This is a genomic window from Kitasatospora sp. NPDC001175, assembly GCF_053598215.1.
The window spans coordinates 41,903-61,229 of record NZ_JBSFJU010000050.1 but is presented as its reverse complement, the minus strand read 5'-3'; the positions used below and the strand labels follow the sequence as shown (position 1 = coordinate 61,229).

At 71.5% G+C, this 19,327-nt stretch carries 7 protein-coding genes; all 7 read right to left on the bottom strand.

Features of this window, described 5'->3' with window-relative positions; all coding sequences use genetic code 11:
- Positions 1–118: 118 nt before the first annotated feature.
- On the bottom strand, positions 119–370 hold the full coding sequence (locus ACWDAK_RS28885) for an acyl carrier protein (protein WP_427395187.1): 252 nt from the start codon (positions 368–370) through the stop codon (positions 119–121).
- A gap of 29 nt (positions 371–399) precedes the next feature.
- Positions 400–1,251: a 3-hydroxyacyl-CoA dehydrogenase family protein gene (locus ACWDAK_RS28880; protein ID WP_427395188.1), complete on the bottom strand. Its 852-nt coding sequence runs from the start codon at positions 1,249–1,251 to the stop codon at positions 400–402.
- A 45-nt stretch (positions 1,252–1,296) separates the two neighbouring features.
- Positions 1,297–6,696: an SDR family NAD(P)-dependent oxidoreductase gene (locus ACWDAK_RS28875; protein WP_427395189.1), complete on the bottom strand. Its 5,400-nt coding sequence runs from the start codon at positions 6,694–6,696 to the stop codon at positions 1,297–1,299.
- The gene (locus ACWDAK_RS28870) at positions 6,696–11,243 is read right to left on the bottom strand and encodes a type I polyketide synthase (RefSeq protein ID WP_427395190.1); all 4,548 of its coding nucleotides are present in this window, start codon (positions 11,241–11,243) and stop codon (positions 6,696–6,698) included. The genes ACWDAK_RS28875 and ACWDAK_RS28870 overlap by 1 nt, the downstream gene beginning before the upstream one ends.
- Positions 11,243–15,859: a type I polyketide synthase gene (locus ACWDAK_RS28865; protein WP_427395191.1), complete on the bottom strand. Its 4,617-nt coding sequence runs from the start codon at positions 15,857–15,859 to the stop codon at positions 11,243–11,245. Before ACWDAK_RS28865 ends, ACWDAK_RS28870 begins: the two co-directional genes overlap by 1 nt.
- Positions 15,852–18,398, bottom strand: a complete 2,547-nt coding sequence (locus tag ACWDAK_RS28860; protein ID WP_427395192.1) for a non-ribosomal peptide synthetase — start codon at positions 18,396–18,398, stop codon at positions 15,852–15,854. The genes ACWDAK_RS28865 and ACWDAK_RS28860 overlap by 8 nt, the downstream gene beginning before the upstream one ends.
- Positions 18,399–18,463: 65 nt before the next feature.
- Positions 18,464–19,072, bottom strand: coding sequence for a class I SAM-dependent methyltransferase (locus ACWDAK_RS28855; protein ID WP_427395193.1), 609 nt, complete (start codon positions 19,070–19,072; stop codon positions 18,464–18,466).
- Positions 19,073–19,327: the final 255 nt, after the last annotated feature.

Genomic DNA, 19,327 nt, shown 5'->3' with positions numbered 1-19,327 from the left:
GCCCGCTTCCTGGCCTGGGCCGCAGCGGCGGACTTCACCGGTCCCGTCAACGCGGCGTCGCACGGGACGCTGGACGCACGCGAGATGTGCGCGGGCCGCCGCGCGCCCGTGGGTGGGACTAGGCCGCCGTCGCCGTTCGCGACGTGACCAGGCGGACGAGGCCGTCGACCGTGCGGAAGTTGTCGAAGTCCATGTCCGCCGGGCCGAGGGTCAGCGCGAACTCCTTCTCCACGAAGAGCGCGAGCTGCATCGCGAAGAGGGAGTTGACGTAGCCGAGGGCGAAGAAGTCGTCGTTGTCGGCGAGCGGCTGGCCGGCCAGCTGCGGGGCGAGGAACTCACGGACCCGGGCGCGCGCGTCGTCGTTCGTCATGTCAGGTTTCTCCTTGGGTAGTTCGGGGGTCAGTAGGTGTAGAAGCCCTGGCCGGTCTTGCGGCCCAGGAGTCGTGCGTCGACCATCTTCTGGAGCAGCGGAGCCGGGCGGTACTTGCTGTCCTTGTAGCTCTCGTACATGACCGTGATCGAGTTCAGGATCGTGTCGAGGCCGATCAGGTCGCCGGTCTCCAGGGGTCCCATCTTGTGGCCGAAGCAGCCGCGGAACATCTTGTCGACGTCCTCGGCCGAGGCGATCTGGTCCTGGACGCAGAAGATGGCCTCGTTGATGGTCACCATGAGGACCCGGTTGGTGATGAAGCCGGGGGCGTCCTGGACGACGATGCCCTCCTTGCCCATCTCCGACAGCAGGCCGAGCGCGGTGTTCAGCGTCTCCTCGCTGGTGAAGTGGCCGCTGACCACCTCGACGGTGTCCATCATCGGGACGGGGTTCATGAAGTGCAGCCCGAGGATCTCGGCCGGGCGCCCGGTGACCGAGCCCACCCGGGTGATCGGCACGGCCGAGGTGTTCACGCCGAAGATCACGCCGGGGCGGCAGATCGCGTCGATCTGCTCGTAGACCGCGCGCTTGACGTCCCAGTTCTCGGTGACGTTCTCGACCACGAAGTCGGCGTCGGCCAGCGCGGTGAGCTCGGTGCCGGTGGTGATCCGGGCGAGGACGGTCTTGGCGTCCTCCTTCAGCGGCTTGCCGAGCAGCATCGGCTGGACCAGCAGGTCACGGCCGATCTGGGCCACCGCGCTGTCGAGTTGGGCCTGCGAGATGTCCACGAGGATCACCTCGAACCCGGACTCCGCGAAGGACTGGGCGACGCCACGGCCGATCGTACCGGCGCCGATCACGCCTACGGTTCGGATGCTCACGGGGGTACCACCTTTGTGGGATAGAAGGGGAGTTGGGGCGCCTGGTCAGCCCCGGGCGTCCCTGGTGTCCAGGTGATCGGCGAGATCCGCGATCGTGACGTAGCGGAACAGGTCGACCATGGAGACCCGGATGTCCGTGATCTTCTGGATGCTCTGGGCGATCCGGAGTGCGGCCAGCGAGTCCACCCCGAGCGCGAACGAGGTGTCATGCACGTTGAGTTCGGTGAGGCCGAGCTCGCGGGCCCAGATCCGGGCGAGCACGCGCTCGGTGTCGCTGAACTCGCCGCTCTCCTTGCCGAAGAGCTTCGGCTCACCGTCGGACGGCGTGTCCTCCGCCGTCGCGGCGGATCCGTCGGCGCTGCTGCGGGCGGCGGCGATGGCCTGCTGGATCGGGGCTGCCAGCACCAGCGGTGCGCGGCGCAACAGCCCCGTGAGCCCGCTGGACCCGCCCAGCTTCGGGTAGTTGACCTCGCCGACGATCACCGGGGTGCAGGCCGAGGCGAGGATCTCCTCGAAGCTGCTGAGACCGTCCTCGACCGACACCGACCGGAAGAAGCCCTGGTCCTGCTGGACTCCGTGGTCGAAGGCCATGCCGGTGTCCAGCCAGTCGCTCCAGTCGACCGTCACCGTCCACCGGCCGCGCGCGGAGCGCTGCTCGGCGAAGTGGTCCAAGTAGCTGTTGGCGGCAGTGTAGTCGCCTTGCCCGGCCGCACCGAAGATCGCCACCGTGGAGCCGAAGTTGACCATGCACTCCGGCGGATCGTCCTGGGTGACGAGGTCCAGCACGGTGGCGCCGAGCACCTTGGGGTTCAGCGTACGACGGAAGGTCTCCGCGTCCTTGCGGAAGAGGAAGCCGTCCCCGGCGACGCCGGCCGCGTGGACGACGCAGCCGATCGCGCCCAGCTCGGCGCGGACCTTGGCGACGACGCCCTCCATGGCCGCCAGGTCGGTGACGTCACCGGAGTAGCTGCGCACCTCGGCGCCGCTCCCCGCCAGTTCGCGCAGCGCTTCGATCTGCCTGCGCAGCTTGGCGTCGGTGACCTCGTCCCACCGCTCGCGCGGCGGCAGTTCGGTGCGGTTGACCAGGGCGAGCCGCGCACCCGGCACCGAACGGCTCAGATGGCGGGCGACCGCCAGTCCGAGCCCGCCCAGGCCGCCGGTGATGAGGTACACGCCGTCCGGGCGGACCGGTACGGACCTCGGCTGCTCCCGCAGGTGCACCGGTGCGAGCTCCGCGACGTACCGGAGCCCGTCGCGCAGCGCGACGGTGGTGGGTGTCCGGGCTCCGAGCAGTTCGGCGCAGACGGCCTCGGGGCCGGTGTCGCCGGCGATGTCGAGGCAGAACACGTCGGTGTTCTCGTACTCCTGGCCGATCACCTTCGCCAGGCCGAAGAGCGTCGCGTGGACCGCGGCCGTCTCCGGCTCGGTGCCGGTCACCCGTGCCACCGAGGGGGCGACCACGCTGAACCTGGCCGGGGCGACGCCACACTCGGAGAGGCTGCGGGCCAGGTGGAACAGGCTGTGGACGCCGTGGCCGAGCCTGGCCTCCAGGACCGCCAGATCCTGCTGGACGCGGCCGTCGGCAGGGGCCGCGACGTGCACGACCTCGTCCGGGAGCTCCGCACCGAGCGCGTCCAGCAGCCGGCCGAAACCCTCCTGGGTGGGCGGCACTTCGTACCGGTCCGGAGCGGGCTGCTGCCACCGGTCCGCGAGTGCCGCCTCGGCGACGCTGATGCCGTGCGCGCGCAGTGCGGCGCTCAACTCAGCGCTGATACTGCCCTGTTCGCCGATCACCAGGACCCGGGTGGGTGGGGCCTGGTGCTCCTCGGGCGCCGGTGCCGGGACCCATCGGAGGGTGTGGTGGCGGGTGTGCGGACGCAACTGGGCGACCGTGCGCTTGGCGTCGGTGACGCGCTTGACGGTGAAGCCGCGGATCTCGGCGGCGGTGGCCCCCGACTCGTCGCAGATCACCACGTCGACCTTGCGGAACTCGGCGTTGTTCACATAGCCCGGATGCGGCTGGACGAAGCTCAGGCCCCGTGCGGGCAGCGGGCCGTGCAGGAGCAGCGAGTCGTAGCCGACCGGGAGGAAGAAGTCCCGGTCACCGAGGGCGAGTCGGCGGTCGTCGGCGGTCTCCAGGACGGCGAATCCGCTGAAGCCGGTGGCCTGGTCGAGCAGGGCCGGGTGCAGGGGGTGGTCCTGGCACTCGGCCCGGTACTGCTCGGGCAGGTCGAGTACGCCGAGGGCGGCCCGGATGCCGACGTGCACGGTCGGGAGGCTGCTCCGCCAGCGGTCGCCGAACTCCATCACCTTGTGCTCGGTCTGCCGCAGGGCGATGTCCACGCTCTCCAGCGAGCAGAGCTCACGCAGAGCTGCCAGATCCTGCTGCGGCGCGGGTGCGGTGTGCGGCCTGACGCCGACCGTGCCCTGGACGTGCACCGTCCAGTGGTCGCTCGCCGGGTCGTGACTGGCGACGGTGAACTCGGCCTGCAGATCGTCGAGTTCGCGGATGGTGGTGTGCGCGGTACGTGGGGTGCCTTCCTGCACCAGCAGCGGGACGAGGAAGGTGACGCCGCGGAGCTCGGTGACCGGCTGGCCGAAGTGCAGCGAGGCGGCGGCGCGGGCCATCTCCAGGTAGGTGGTTCCGGGGACGATCGCCTCTCCGAGCAGCTTGTGCTCGGAGAGCACCCAGTGCAGCTCCAGCGAGAACTCGGTGAGGAAGACGGACTGGCCCATCGTCCGGAGCAGGACCTGGTCCAGCAACGGGTGCGGGCCGGGGGTGTGCCGGACCGCGGCCTGCGGGATCTGGGGTTCCAGCCAGTAGCGCTTGTGTTGGAAGGGGTAGGTGGGGAGGGGGATGCGGCGGCGTTGCTGTTGGGCGTGGTAGGCGTTCCAGTTGGGTGTGGTGCCGGTGAGCCAGAGGGTGGCGAGGGTGCGCTGGATGGTTTCGGAGGGGGTGCGGGTGTCGCGCTTGTGGGGGAGCGAGGTGAGGGTGGTGGCCTGGGTGCCGGTGTTGGTGAGGATGCGGCGGGCGAGGCTGCTGAGGGTCTGGCCGGGGCCGATCTCGAGCAGGGTGGTGCCCGGCTCGGTGGTGGTGGTCTGGATGCCGGTGGTGTATTCGACGGTGGCGCGGATGTGGTGGCCCCAGTAGTCCGGGTCCGTGGCCTGCTCGTCGGTGATCCATGTGCCGGTGAGGTTGGAGACGAAGGGGGTCTGCGGGGTTTGGCGGTTGACGGCGGCGACCGCGGTGGTGAACTCCGCGATCATCGGTTCCATCAGGTGGGAGTGGAAGGCGTGGGAGGTGGTGACGGGTTGGGTGGCCCAGCCGTGTTCTTCGGCGAGGGTGGTGAAGGCCTGGATGGCCTCGTGGGGGCCGGAGATGACGCAGTCTCGGGGGCCGTTGTGGGCGGCGAGGGAGAGGCTGTCGGGCAGGGTGGCTTCGACGGTGGTGCGGTCGGCCATGATGTTGAGCATGGCGCCGGGGGCCTGGGCCTGCATGAGGCGGCCGCGGAGGGCGACGAGGCGGAGGGCGTCGGGGAGGGTGAAGACGCCGGCGAGGCAGGCGGCGGTCCATTCGCCGAGGCTGTGGCCGAGCATGGCGGTGGGGGTGATGCCCCAGGAGCGCCAGAGTTGGGTGAGGGCGTATTCGATGACGAAGAGGGCGGGTTGGGCCCACTGGGTCTGGTCGAGTCGGGGGTCTTGGGTGAAGACGATGTCGCGGATGTCCTCGCCGAGGTGTGGCTTGAGGAGTTGGGCGCACTCGTCGACGCAGCTGCGGAAGACGGCTTCTTGCTGGTAGAGGTCGTGGGCCATGCCCGAGTGCTGCGAACCCTGGCCGCTGAAGAGGAAGACCAGTGGCGTGGCTTCGCGGGTCGTGTGACTGGTGGTCACGTGTGCGGGGTCGCGGGTTTCCAGGGCCGCGGCGACTGCGGCGGGGTCAGTGCCTGTGACGGTGCGGCGGTGTGGGAAGGCGCGGCGGCCGGTGGCCAGGGTGTGGGCGGCGTCGGCGAGGTTGGGCTGTTCGCGGCGCAGGTGGGCGGCCAGCCGGTCGGTGGCCTCTTCGAGTGCCTCCGGGGTGCGGGCCGAGAGGACCAGCGTCTCGGTGGGGCGCGAGCCGGCCGGGGAGGCCGGGGTGAGCGGAGCCTCCTCCAGGATGAGGTGGGCGTTGGTGCCGCCGAAGCCGAAGGCGCTGATCCCGGCGCGGCGGGTGCGGTGTTCGCTGCGCGGCCAGGGAGTTGATTCGGCTTGGACGCGGAACGGGCTGCTGGCGAAGTCGATGTCGGGGTTGCCTTGGGTGTAGTTCAGCGAGGCGGGGAGGAGTTCGTGCTTGAGTGCGAGCGTGGTCTTGAGCAGGCCGGCGATGCCGGCGGCGGCGTCGAGGTGGCCGACATTCCCCTTGACCGAGCCGATGGCCCAGGACCCGGTGTCGCCGAACGCCCGTGACAGCGCCTGCACCTCGATCGAGTCGCCGATCACGGTGCCGCTGCCGTGCGCCTCGACGTAGTCGATGTCCTCGGGATCGACCTCCGCGACGGCCAGCGCCTCCGTGATCACCTCGGCCTGACCGCCGACGGTCGGTGCCGTGAAACTCGCCTTGACCCCACCGTCGTTGTTGACGGCCGAGCCCTTGATCACGGCGTGGACGGTGTCGCCGTCGGCCAGCGCGTCCTCCAGCCGCTTCAGTGCCACCACGCCGACACCGTTGCCGAAGACCGTGCCCCGGGCGTCCGCGTCGAACGGACGGATGTGCCCGTCCGGGGAGAGGAAGGCCCCCTCCTGGTAGGGGTAGCCGGTGTTCTCCTGCACCTTGTAGGAGACCGCACCCGAAAGGGCCATGTCGCACTCGTAGTTGAGCAGGCTCTGGCAGGCGGCGTGCAGCGCCACCAGCGAGCTGGAGCAGGCGGTCTGGACCGGGAAGCTCGGCCCCCGCAGGTCGAGCTTGTACGACACCCGGCTGGTCAGGAAGGCGAGTTCGAAGCCCAGGCCGACGTTCTCGCCCTTGATCGCCTCGCCCTGCTCCAGGTTGCTGAGGATGTTCCCGAGGTAGGCGGTGGTACTGGCGCCGCCGAAGACGCCGATGCTGCCGTCGTACCGGGCGGCGTCGTAGCCGGAGTGCTCCAGGGCGGCCCAGGCCGTTTCCAGGAAGAGCCGGTGCTGCGGGTCCATGATCTTCGCCTCGCGGGCGGTGTACCCGAAGAACTCCGCATCGAACAGGCTGATGCCATCGAACTTGGGTGCGGCCTTGACGTAGTGGGGCTGGCCGAAGACCTCGGCCGGCACCCCGGCCGCCGCCAGCTCCTCGTCGGTCAGGGCGACGATCGACTCGACGCCGTCGCGCAGGTTCGACCAGTACTCGGTCAGGTCCCCCGCGCCGGGGAAGCGTCCCGCCATCCCGACGATCGCGACACCGTCCCGTGCCGGGAGATCCGTGAACTCAGTGGTCATCATTGGCCCCTTGCCGTCCGACGCCGTTGCTGGTGCTGACGCCGGCGCTGCTGCATCTTCTCTCTGCGTTCCTCAAGTGCCTTGAGGCTGTTGCCCGTTGCCTGCTGTACGGGCTTCTCGGCCAGGCCGGCCAGGTGTGCCGCCGTCAGCCCCTCGTACAGGTCGCCGAGGGCGAGCTTCGTGCCCAGCCGGGTGTTGATGGTGCTCACCAGCTGGATAGCGATCAGGGAGTTGCCGCCCAGATCGAAGAAACTGTCCTGGATGCCGACCTTCGCGATGCCCAGCAGCTCCTGCCACACCTCGCAGATCGCGCGCTCGGTGTCGCTGCGCGGTGCCACGAACTCGGTGAGGATGTCCGGGCGTTCGTGCGCGGCGCCGCGGGGCTCCGCGGTGGCGCCCTGCTCCAGCGAGAAGGCGTTCTCGAAGAGCGCCGAGAGCTCGGCGGGCGACACGATGACCTGCGACTCCGAGACGCCGGCCAGGATCGTGTCGAGGGCCCACAGCCCTTCGGCGGCCGACATGGCGCGCTGGTCCACCTGCTCGGTGCCGGACGGTGTGGCGGTACCGACCGCCATGCCGATCTCCCGCCACGGACCCCAGTCGATCGAGATCACCCGCTGGGTGCGGCCGCGGTCCTGGGCGAAGGCGTCGAGGAAGCAGTTGGCGGCGCAGTAGTCGACCTGGCCGACACTGCCGATGTTCGCACCGTTCGAGCCGAACAGGACTAGGAAGTCCAGCTCCTGGCCTGCCAGTACCTCCTCCAGCACCAGGGTGCCGCGTACCTTCGGGAGCAGGACCTCGGCGGCCGCCTGGAGGTCCTTGAGCTGGATCAGGCCGCCACCGGCGACGCCCGCCGTGTGGAAGGCACCGTGGATGGCCCCCCAGCGCTGGGTGGTCTGCCGGACGGCCTCGCTCATCGCCGCCTGGTCGCTCACGTCGGCCTGGAACACCAGGAGCTCCGCACCCGCGTCCCGCAGGCGGACCAACTCCCGGACAGTATCAGCGAGTCGGCCCTTGCCCGGGTTGCGGGCGAGCCACGAGTCCCACTCCGCGGCGTCGGGCAGCCGGGTGCGTGCGGTGAGCGCGATCCGTGCCCCCGCTGCCGTGAGGTGCCCGGCCAGGGCCAGGCCCAGGCCACCGGTGCCGCCGGTGACCAGGTAGACACCGTCCTTGCGCACCACCGGTGACCGGTCGCCCCGGGGCAGTGGCTGCGGCAGGAAGTGCTGGGACCAGCGGTGGCCTCCGCGGTGCGCCACCGTCTCCGGGCCCTGCCCCGGCTCGGTGGCCAACTCGGCCATCAGGCGCACCAGTTCAGCCTCGGTGGGAGCGGTCAGGCAGTCGAGGTCGACGCTGCGGCAGGTGGTGCCCGGCAGCTCGCGGGGCAGCACGCGGCACGGGCCCAGCAGGGTGGCCTTCAGCGGCGAGAGCGGCTCGGCGCCGGTGACGTTGTGCAGGCCGTTGCTGAGCACCCAGATCCGGCGCGGCTCGCCGTCCGGGTGGTGAACGAGGGCCTGGGTGAGGCGGATCAGGCTCTCGAAACCGTGCTGGAGGCTGCCCTCCTCGCCCGGCGCGGTGACGCTCCAGCCGTGGACGATGCGGGTGGGCACGCCGGCGGGGCCGTTCCGCAGGGTGCTGATCAGCCGCTCGTAGTCGGAGCTGTCGGCCGGGTCGATGGCGTAGTGGCCGTCTCCTCGGTCGGACCAGGTGCCGGCCGCCGCCACCACGGTGACGGTGGCACCGGCGGCCCGCAGCTGCTCGGTCACCGCCTCGCCCACACCCAGGCCGTCGGCGAAGACTAGCCAGTGCCGGGTGCGGTCCGGCTGCTCCCCGGCGGGGAGAGCCGACCGCTGCCAGGACGGGGCGTAGAACCACTGCGTGATGTCGTCGCGGCGCGTTGTGGCACTACCGACGGCCTGGGTCGTGGTGGCCTGTCGGTCGAGCCAGTAGCGCTTGTGTTGGAAGGGGTAGGTGGGGAGGGGGATGCGGCGGCGTTGCTGTTGGGCGTGGTAGGCGTTCCAGTTGGGTGTGGTGCCGGTGAGCCAGAGGGTGGCGAGGGTGCGCTGGATGGTTTCGGAGGGGGTGCGGGTGTCGCGCTTGTGGGGGAGCGAGGTGAGGGTGGTGGCCTGGGTGCCGGTGTTGGTGAGGATGCGGCGGGCGAGGCTGCTGAGGGTCTGGCCGGGGCCGATCTCGAGCAGGGTGGTGCCCGGCTCGGTGGTGGTGGTCTGGATGCCGGTGGTGTATTCGACGGTGGCGCGGATGTGGTGGCCCCAGTAGTCCGGGTCCGTGGCCTGCTCGTCGGTGATCCATGTGCCGGTGAGGTTGGAGACGAAGGGGGTCTGCGGGGTTTGGCGGTTGACGGCGGCGACCGCGGTGGTGAACTCCGCGATCATCGGTTCCATCAGGTGGGAGTGGAAGGCGTGGGAGGTGGTGACGGGTTGGGTGGCCCAGCCGTGTTCTTCGGCGAGGGTGGTGAAGGCCTGGATGGCCTCGTGGGGGCCGGAGATGACGCAGTCTCGGGGGCCGTTGTGGGCGGCGAGGGAGAGGCTGTCGGGCAGGGTGGCTTCGACGGTGGTGCGGTCGGCCATGATGTTGAGCATGGCGCCGGGGGCCTGGGCCTGCATGAGGCGGCCGCGGAGGGCGACGAGGCGGAGGGCGTCGGGGAGGGTGAAGACGCCGGCGAGGCAGGCGGCGGTCCATTCGCCGAGGCTGTGGCCGAGCATGGCGGTGGGGGTGATGCCCCAGGAGCGCCAGAGTTGGGTGAGGGCGTATTCGATGACGAAGAGGGCGGGTTGGGCCCACTGGGTCTGGTCGAGTCGGGGGTCTTGGGTGAAGACGATGTCGCGGATGTCCTCGCCGAGGTGTGGCTTGAGGAGTTGGGCGCACTCGTCGACGCAGCTGCGGAAGACGGCTTCTTGCTGGTAGAGGTCGTGGGCCATGCCCGAGTGCTGCGAACCCTGGCCGCTGAAGAGGAAGACCAGTGGCGTGGCTTCGCGGGTCGTGTGACTGGTGGTCACGTGTGCGGGGTCGCGGGTTTCCAGGGCCGCGGCGACTGCGGCGGGGTCAGTGCCTGTGACGGTGCGGCGGTGTGGGAAGGCGCGGCGGCCGGTGGCCAGGGTGTGGGCGGCGTCGGCGAGGTTGGGCTGTTCGCGGCGCAGGTGGGCGGCCAGCCGGTCGGTGGCCTCTTCGAGTGCCTCCGGGGTGCGGGCCGAGAGGACCAGCGTCTCGGTGGGGCGCGAGCCGGCCGGGGAGGCCGGGGTGAGCGGAGCCTCCTCCAGGATGAGGTGGGCGTTGGTGCCGCCGAAGCCGAAGGCGCTGATCCCGGCGCGGCGGGTGCGGTGTTCGCTGCGCGGCCAGGGAGTTGATTCGGCTTGGACGCGGAACGGGCTGCTGGCGAAGTCGATGTCGGGGTTGCCACGGGTGTAGTTCAGCGAAGGCGGCAGCAGCTCGTGCTTGAGTGCGAGCGTGGTCTTGAGCAGGCCGGCGATGCCGGCGGCGGCGTCGAGGTGGCCGATGTTGCCCTTGACCGAGCCGAGGGCGCAGGAGCCTGTACCGCCGAACGCGCGCGAGAGCGCCTGCACCTCGATCGGGTCGCCCAGCGAGGTGCCCGTGCCGTGCGCCTCGACGTAGTCGATGTCCGTGGGTGCGAGGCCCGCGCTGGTGAGCGCGGCGGAGATGACCGCGGCCTGGCCGGTGACGCTCGGGGCGGTGAAACCGACCTTCACCGCGCCGTCGTTGTTGATCGCCGAGCCCCTGATCACGGCGTGGACGGTGTCGCCGTCGGCCAGCGCGTCCTCCAGCCGCTTCAGCACGACCAGACCGACACCCGTCCCGAAGACCGTGCCCCGGGCGTCCGCGTCGAACGGACGGACGTGCCCGTCGGGGGACACGAAGGACCCGTCCTGGTGCAGGTAGCCGGTGCCCGGGTTCGGGTCGACGTGGACGCCACCCGCCAGGGCGAGGTCGCACTCCCCGGCGAGCAGGCTCCGGCAGGCGGTGTGGGCGGCGACCAGCGCGGTCGAGCAGGCGGCGCGCAGCGAGACCGCGGGGCCCTTCAGGTCCAGCTTGTACGACACCCGGGAGGCCAGGAAGCCGAGTTCGTTGGCCACCAGGATCTGGGTCTGGCCCAGGGTGTCCACGATCTGCTGGTGCGAGTAGACGTGCTGGACGTAGCGGTTGGCTCCCGCGCCACCGAAGACACCGATGCTGCCCTCGTACCGGGCGGCGTCGTAGCCGGAGTGCTCCAGCGCCTCCCAGGCCGTCTCCAGGAAGAGCCGGTGCTGAGGGTCCATCACCTCGGCCTCGCGGGCGGTGTACCCGAAGAACTCCGCATCGAACAGGTCGCTGCCGGCGAAGGCGGGCGCGGCCTTGACGTAGTTCGGCTGCCCGAACACCTCGGGCGACACCCCGGCCGCCGCCAGCTCCTCGTCGGTGAGGGGGAGGATCGACTCGACGCCGTCGCGCAGGTTCGACCAGTACTCGGTCAGGTCCCCCGCGCCGGGGAAGCGCCCCGCCATCCCGATGATCGCGACACCACCGCGCGCCGCCATCACTGCGCCGCCCGGAGGTTGTCGATGAGCGCGCCGAGGGTGCGCACGGTGGGGCCCTCGTAGACGATGGTCAGCGGTACGGCCACCGCCAGCTCCTGACGCAGTCGGTGGACGACCTGGAGGCCGAGCAGTGAACTGCCGCCCAGTTCGAAGAAGTTGTCCTGCACGCCGACGCTCTCCACGCCGAGCAGCTCCTGCCAGATCTCCGCCACCTGGTGTTCGGTCTCGCCGTTCGGGGCGACGAACGGGTTTCGCAGGTTGGGGCGCTCGTGCCGTGCGGCCGGGGTCGGCACCTCGGCCACCGGGTCGGACCACCGCTCCTGGCGCAGCGTCAGATCGCCGGTGGAGGTGATGATCTGCGCCTGGGGCACCGCGTCGAGCAGGGCGTCGAACACCTGTCGGCCCTCGGCCGGTGTGAGTGCCAACTCGCGTACCGCCGCGCCGAGTTCCGAATCCGCCCGGTCCTCGTGCGAGAAGTACCAGGCCTCCCAGTTGACGCTGGTCCAGGGCAGGGCCGCGCTGTGGTGCCGCTGGGCGAAGGCGTCGAGCGCGGCGTTCGCGGCGGCGTACGCACCGAAGCCGAGTCCGCCGAGCAGCGAGGCGATCGAGGAGCAGATGACGGCGAAGTCCAACTGCTGGTCGGCCAGCACCTCGTGCAGCACCTGCGTACCGTAGAGCTTGGGGCCGAAGTGCCAGGAGGCCTCCTCCTCGCCCAGGACCGCGAGCTCCCGGTGGGCAGCCGTGCCGGTCGTGCCGGCACAGTGCAGCACGCCGTCGATCGGGCCGAACTCCTGCAGAACGCGCTCCTTCAGGGCGTGCATGGCCGTGCGGTCGGAGACGTCCGTGGCGGCCATCAGCACCTCGGAGCCGAGCGTCTCGATCTCCTGGACGGCACGGATCGCCGACCGGACGGCTTCCGGGTGGTGCGGATCGGCCCAGCTCTCCCGGGGCGGCAGACCCGTCCGCCCGAGTAGCACCAGGCGCACCTTGGCCCGGTCGGCGAGGGCACGGGCCATCAGCAGGCCGATCTTCCCGAGGCCGCCGGTGACCAGGTACACCCCGCCAGGGCGGACCGGGGAGTCACCCCGCGAGAGCGGCGCGCCGGTCACGTACGTCGGCGCCCAGCGGTGCCGTCCGCGCAGCGCGATCGTGCGCTCGCCGGGCGGGGCGGCGAGGTCGGCCAGCAGCTGGTCGACCAACGCGGGTACGGCCTGCGAGCCTTCGAGGCGGAGGTCGAACTGGACGCAGCTGAGCGAGGGGTACTCCTGCGGCAGCACCCTGCACAGGCCCTGGACGGTGGCCTTCGGCGGGCAGAGCGGCTCGTCCCCGAGGACGGAGTGCACCTCGGAGGACAGCACGTCCCAGCGCTGCTGCCGCGTCATCAGCTCGGCCTCGGTGGCCTGGACCCAGTGGACCAGGCTGTCGAAGGAGCGGTGCAGCAGGGCCCGCACGTCCTCGGGCGCCGTGGCCCGGTCGGCGTCGTCACCGACGCTCCAGCAGTGCACCACCCGGCCGGGCAGCGGCCCCTCGGCGCGCAGCGCCTCGGCGAGCCGACCGAAGTGCTCCGGCCGGGCGGGGTCGAGGACGTACTCGCGCTCGCCCTTGCGGTGCCACTCGGCTCCCCGGGAGACCGTGCGGACGGTGGCGCCGAGACCTTCGAGGCGGTCGGCGAGGTGGTGGCCGACACCGGTCTCGTCCGCGAAGACGAGCCAGCGCTCGGCGGCCAGGCCGACCTCGGCGGGCTGTGGCGCGCCGGCCAGCCGCTGCCAGGACGGCGTGTAGAACCACTGGGGCAGGTCGCCGCGCCGCTGCTGGGCCGAGCCGCTGCCGGGCTGGGCGGTGCCGGGTTCGAGCCAGTAGGTGCGCCGCTCGAAGGGGTAGGTGGGGAGCGGGACCCGCCTGGCACCGGCCGGGGCCGGGAAGGGGCGCTCCCGTCCGGCGAGCCAGAGGCGTCCGGCGGCCCGCAGGAGTGCGGTGCGGTCGCTCTGCCCGAGGAAGGCGCCGGGCAGGGAGGGGACGACGACCCGGTCGGTGCCGGCGGCGGCGGGGTGCTGGAGGGCCCCGGGGGTCAGGGTCGGCGCGGGGCCGATCTCGACGATCGCGATGTCCGGGACGGACCACAGGGTGGCCAGGCCGTCCGCGAACCGCACGCTCTCCCGGACGTGCCGGGCCCAGTACCCGGGGCTGGTGGCCTCGTCGTCGGTGATCCAGGTGCCGGTCAGGTTGGAGACGAACGGCACGGCCGGAGCGTTCAGCCGGACCGAGCGGACCAGTTCGGCGTAGCGCTCGACGACCGGGTCCATCATCGGGGAGTGGAAGGCGAAGCGGGTGGTCAGCCGGCGGGTGGCGACGTCGGCGGCCAGCAGTTCGCCGGCCACCCGCTCGATGCCCTCGACGGTGCCGGAGAGCACGCAGGTCTGCGGGCCGTTGATCGCGGCGAGGCAGACCTCCGCGTCCGTGTACCGCGCGACGGCCTCCTCGGAGAGCGGCACGGCGAGCATCGCGCCCTCGCCCTGCTCCTCGATCAGCCGCGCGCGCTCAGCGACCAGGCGCAGGGCGTCGGGCAGCGAGAAGACCCCGGCCACACAGGCCGCGACGTACTCGCCCAGGCTGTGACCGATCATCACCTCGGGCTCGACCCCCCAGGAGGCCCAGAGCCTGACCAGGGCGTACTCGAGAGCGAACACCGCGGGGTATCCGAGGCGCGGCTGGTCGAGCAGGTGCTCGCTGCGCTCCGGCTGGAGCAGCAGCTTGCGGAAGTCGAAGGGCTGCCCGGGGGCGGCGGCCGCGGACTCGTCGACGGTGAGGACGAGTTCGCGGATGTCCGTGCCGAGCAGCGGCTCCAGCAGCCCGGCGCACTCGTCCAGCGCCGCCATGAACTCGGCTTCCTGGGCGTAGAGTTCGCGCGCCATGCCGGGGAACTGGGCGCCGAAACCGGTGAACATGAAGGCCACCGGCCGGTGCGCGGCTTCGGGTGCGGTCGCGGTGAGCAGCCGACCGTCGTCGCGGGCGTCGAGCGCCGCCAGCGCCTCCTCGGTGCTGCCGGCGACCAGCATCCGCCGGTACGGGAACGCCCGGCGGCCCTGCTGGAGAGTGAACGCGACATCGGCCAGCGGGAGTTCGGGGTGCGCCCGAAGGTGGTCGTGCAGCTGGTCGGTGGCCGCCTCCAGGGCCTCCGGGCTCTTGGCGGAGAGCACCAGCAGCTGCTCGGCGTCGTCAGCCGGCCGGGGCCCGCGCGGCAGCTCCGGGGCCTGCTCGAGGATGACGTGGGCGTTGGTGCCGCCGAGGCCGAAGGAGCTGACCCCGGCGCGGCGCGGGCCGTCGCCCTCGGGCCAGGGCAGCAGCTCGGTGTTGACGTAGAACGGGCTGCCGGCCAGGTCGATCCGGGGGTTGGGCTTCTCGAAGTGCAGGGTGGGCGGCAGCTGCCCGTGCTCCACCGCCAGCACGGCCTTGATCAGGCCGGCGACCCCGGCGGCCGAGTCGAGGTGGCCGATGTTGGTCTTGGCGGATCCGAGGGCGCAACTGTGCTCCCCGACCCCGGAGTAGGCCGAGGCGAGTGCGGAGAACTCGATCGGGTCGCCCAGGATGGTGGCCGTCCCGTGCAGCTCGACGTAGCCGATGCTCTCGGCCGGCACGTCCGCGTTCGCCAGCGCGGTGGAGATGGCGGCGGACTGGGTGGCGGCGCTGGGCGCGCTGAAGCCGGCCCGGCGGGAGCCGTCGTTGTTCAGCGCGGAGCCCTTGATGACCGCGTGGATGTGGTCGTTGTCGGTGATCGCGTCCTTGAGGCGCTTGAGCACCACCATCCCGACGCCGTCGCCGCCCACCGTCCCCTGGGCGCGAGCGTCGAAGGTGCGGCAGTAGCCGTCCGGCGAGAAGATGCCGTCCGGGCGGTAGACGTAGCCCTTGCTCCTGGTCCCGTCGACGGCGACGCCGCCGGCCAGCGCGGTGTCGCACTGGTAGGCCAGCAGCGCCTGGCAAGCCTCGACCACGGCGACCAGTGAAGTGGAGCAGGCGGACTGGATGTTGAGGGCGGGGCCCTCCAGGCCGAGCTTGTAGGAGACCCGGCTGGCGAGGAAGTCCGGCCGGTTGCCGATCACCGTCTGCTTGTCGCCGAGGATCTGCGCGGCGCCGGGCTGGGAGGCGATGTTGAAGAGCAGGTAGGTGTTGTGGCCCGCACCCGCGTAGACGCCGACCAGGCCGTCGTGGCGATCGGCGTCGTATCCCGAGCTCTCCAGGGCGGCCCAGGCGCATTCGAGCAGTACCCGGTGCTGCGGGTCCATGAGTTCGGCCTCGCGCGGGGAGTAGCCGAAGAAGGCGGCGTCGAACTTCTCGCTGTCCGCCAGCACGTAGCCCGCGCCGACGAAGTTCGGGTCGGCCAGGGTGGCGGTGTCCACGCCCCGGGCGGCGAGCTCCTCGTCCTCGAACCGGGTGACGGAACAGACGCCCGCCTTGAGGTTGCTCCAGTACTCCTCGACCGTCCGGGCGCCGGGGAAGCGGCCGGCCATGCCGACGACGGCGATGTCCAGACTGTCCTCGAACTCGGAGGACCCGTCGGCCTGTTCGGAGTCCGGCTCGGCGTCCACGGTGGGGTCGAGCTCGGGGGAGTACTCACTCATGGTGACCTCGCTTCGCTTGCAACTGCTGCTGGCGGCGCTTCAGCAGGGCGTTGTGCTGAGCCCCCCTGCTGCGGGTGGTGGCGGGTGCCGCCCCCTGCTTCTGCTGCGTGAGCAGCTCGGCCTGGGCCCGGACGGTGGTGTGTTGGAACAGGTCGAGCAGTTCGATCTCCCGGCCGGTCGCCGCCCGGAGCCGGTGGTGCAGCTCGACCATGAGCAGGGAGTGCCCGCCGAGGTCGAAGAAGTTCTGGTCGGTGCCGACCGCCTCGGTGCGGAAGACCTCCTGCCACACCCGCGCCACCAGCCGCTCCAGCTCGTTCCGCGGTGGCGGCGGCGCGGTGGCGGCGGCGGGCTCGGTGGGCCGGGGCAGCTTGCTGCGGTCGACCTTGCCGTGCCCGGAGAGCGGCAGCCGGTCCAGCGTCACCATCGCCTGCGGCACCATGTGCGGGGAGAGCCGCGCCCGCAGGTGGCGCTCCAGCCCGGCGGTGCTGAACTCGGGGCCGTGCGGCTCGATGTAGGCGACCACCCGCCGGTCGCCGGGGACGTCCTCGCGGACGACGGCGATGGCGTGGCGCACCTCGGGGTGGCTCTTCAGCGCGGCCTCGATCTCGCCCAGGGCGACCCGGAAGCCGCGGACCTTGATCTGGTCGTCGCGCCTGCCGAGGAAGGCGATCGTCCCGTCGGCCAGGCGGCGGACGATGTCGCCGGTGCGGTAGAGGCGGGAGCCCGGCCCGCCGCCGAGGGTGTCCGGGACGAAGGCCGCAGCGGTGAGGTCGTCCCGGCGGTGGTAGCCACGGGCGAGGTTGTCGCCGCCGATCAGCAGCTCTCCGGCGACGCCGACGGGCGTGGGGCGGCCTGCGGGGTCCACCACGTGGGCCTGGGTGCCCGGGAGCGGAACGCCGATCGGCGCGGTCTCCCACTCCGCCTCCGGGTGGTCAGCCACGGTGAGGGTCAGCACACCGACGGTGGTCTCGGTCGGGCCGTAGTGGTTGAAGACCCGGCAGTGCGGCACGAGACGTTGAAGGGCGCGCAGCCAGCGCCAGTCGGAGGCCTCGCCGCCGATGACCAGCAGGCGGCGCGGCAGGAGCTCGGCGAAGCGCGGGGAGGACTGGAGGGCCCGGAGGTGGGAGGGCGCGATCTTCAGGCAGTCGACCCCCCAGGTCTGCACCCAGTCGGCCAACTTCCCGGCGTCCAGAGCGACGTCACGGGAAATCAGCTGCACCTCGCCGCCCGTGCACAGGGGTGGGGCGAAGGCCGTGACGCTGGAGTCCACCGTCAGCGGCTGCACCATCGCGAAGCTGAGCGGCCCGTCGATGCCGAGCCGCCGGATGACGGCGCGGGTGTAGCTGACGAGCTGGCGGTGCTCGATCACCACGCCCTTGGGCTTGCCGGTGGAACCGGAGGTGTAGAGCAGGTACGCGGCATCGCCGCAGGCCGAGCGCTCAAGGGGCGGGTTCTCCGTCGGGCGGCCCGCCAACACGCCCAGCTCGGCGTCGAGTCTGATCACCTGGTGCCCGGTGCCGAGCGGAGCCGTCGCCACCACGACCCGCACGGCCGCGTCGCCGAGGATGCTGTTTTGCCGCTCGACCGGGTCGTTCGGATCCACCGGTACGTACGCGCCGCCGGCCTTGAGGATGCCGAGCACGGCCACCATCAGCCGCACGTCGCGATCGGCGCAGAGGCCCACCGTCACCTCGGGGCCGACCCCGATCTCGCGCAGCAGGTGGGCCAACTGGTTGGCGCGGGAGTTGAGTTCGCGGTAGCTGAGGGTGGCGCCCTCCGCCCGGACCGCGATCGCCCCGGGGGTACGGGCGGCCTGCGCCTCGAAGAGCTGGTGGAAGCTCAGGTCCGTCGGCTCACCCGCGACGCCGTTCAGCGTGGCGACGGTGTGCTCCTCCTCGGCGGTGAGCAGGGGCAGCTCGGCCACCGGCCGGTCCGGATCGGCCGTCGCGCCTTCGAGGAGCCGGAGCAGGTGGTCCACCGCGCGGCGGGCGGTGGCGGGATCGAGGACGTCGGTTGCGAACACCAGCTGACCGGTCAGTTCGCCGTCGAGGTAGGAGAGTTGCAGATCCAGGTCGCAGGACGTGGTCTCGGGGGCGACGCGCGGTGCCGGTCGGCAGGAGAAGCCCGGCCAGAGGTGCACGGCCGTGGCGGTACGGGCCTGCTCGGCCTCCGCCAGCCCAGTGCCCGCCAGCCGGACCAGGTCCCGGAAGCTCCCACCGGCCTCGGCGCGCACCGGCGTGGTCACCCCGGCGCCGTTGGTCACCCCGACCGCGAGCTCGGACTGCCCGCCGTACCGGTGCAGCAGTGCCAGGTAGAGGGCGAAGGCCGCCGCCGGGAGCCCCGCTCCGCAGGCTTCACCCAGCTGCCGCAGCACGGCCGTTGCCGCGGCGGGGGCGACGAAGGGGACCGAGCCGGCCCGGAGGTCCCGCCGGGCCGGATGCGCCCGGTCCAACGGGAGCTCCGGCGCGACGGGCAGCTCGGCGAGGTGCCCGCCGACTTCGGGGCCGGGCAGGGGCGTTGCGGGGTGCGGGAGTGTCATGAAGGTTGCCTTGAGGAGTTCGGGGCGAGGACGTACGTCACCCGTCCTGCCGGAGCGGGACACGGCTACGCGGGTCGCTTGGTGCAGAGGTAGACCTGGTTCCGACGGTGGTCGGCGGGGACGTCGATGATCTCGACCGACTCCGAGAGTGAGTGCAGCAGCGCCTCGAACGGGCCGGGGGCGTAGCGGTTGAGCCAGATGTAGCCGTTGGCCGTCTCCCGCCGCAGCAGTACCTCGGGCTCCTGCGGCACCTGGAACATGCAGATCGCCACGGTGCGGCGGGAGACTCGGAACAGCTCGCGGACGGCGGTCTCGTAGTACGGCAGGTGCTCCAGAACGTGGCGGCAGTTCACCACGTCGAACGAGCCGTCAGGGAAGGCGAGGTCGGTGACGCTCATCCGCTCCCACCGCGCCTCGGGGTGGAGTTCGCGGCAGTCGGCGACGGCGGCCTCGCCGATGTCGATGCCGGTGTAGTCGACCTCCAGGCCCGCCGCCAGCAGGTGGCGGTAGGTGACCCCGGAGATGACGCCGCAGTCGAGCAGTTCGAACGACGCGCCCGAGTGCAGTGCCGCGATCCGCTCGGTCACGACCGCGTGCGAGGGGTGCCCGACCCTGAAGTCCTCGCCCATGTGAGTCACGTCAGAGGTCTGCGCCCAGAGCGATTCCGTGTTCACTGCGTTGATCCCCCGTACTGCTGGAGCAGAGCCGGTCGTGACGGCACGGTCGTCCGACCGGCGGCTGGTGGCGGAGAGTGGGGCACGTGCCGGGAGTCGCCGAACCAAGGCCGTCTGACGGCGGTTCGGTCGCTCGGCGGGCGGAGAACGGTTCGGATGACCGTTCCAGGGCCCCTCAGCTGCGATCCTAGGGCCTTCGACACCCTCCGGACCAGGGAAAAGCACGGAAGTCGGCGGTGCGCGAAGTGACATCTG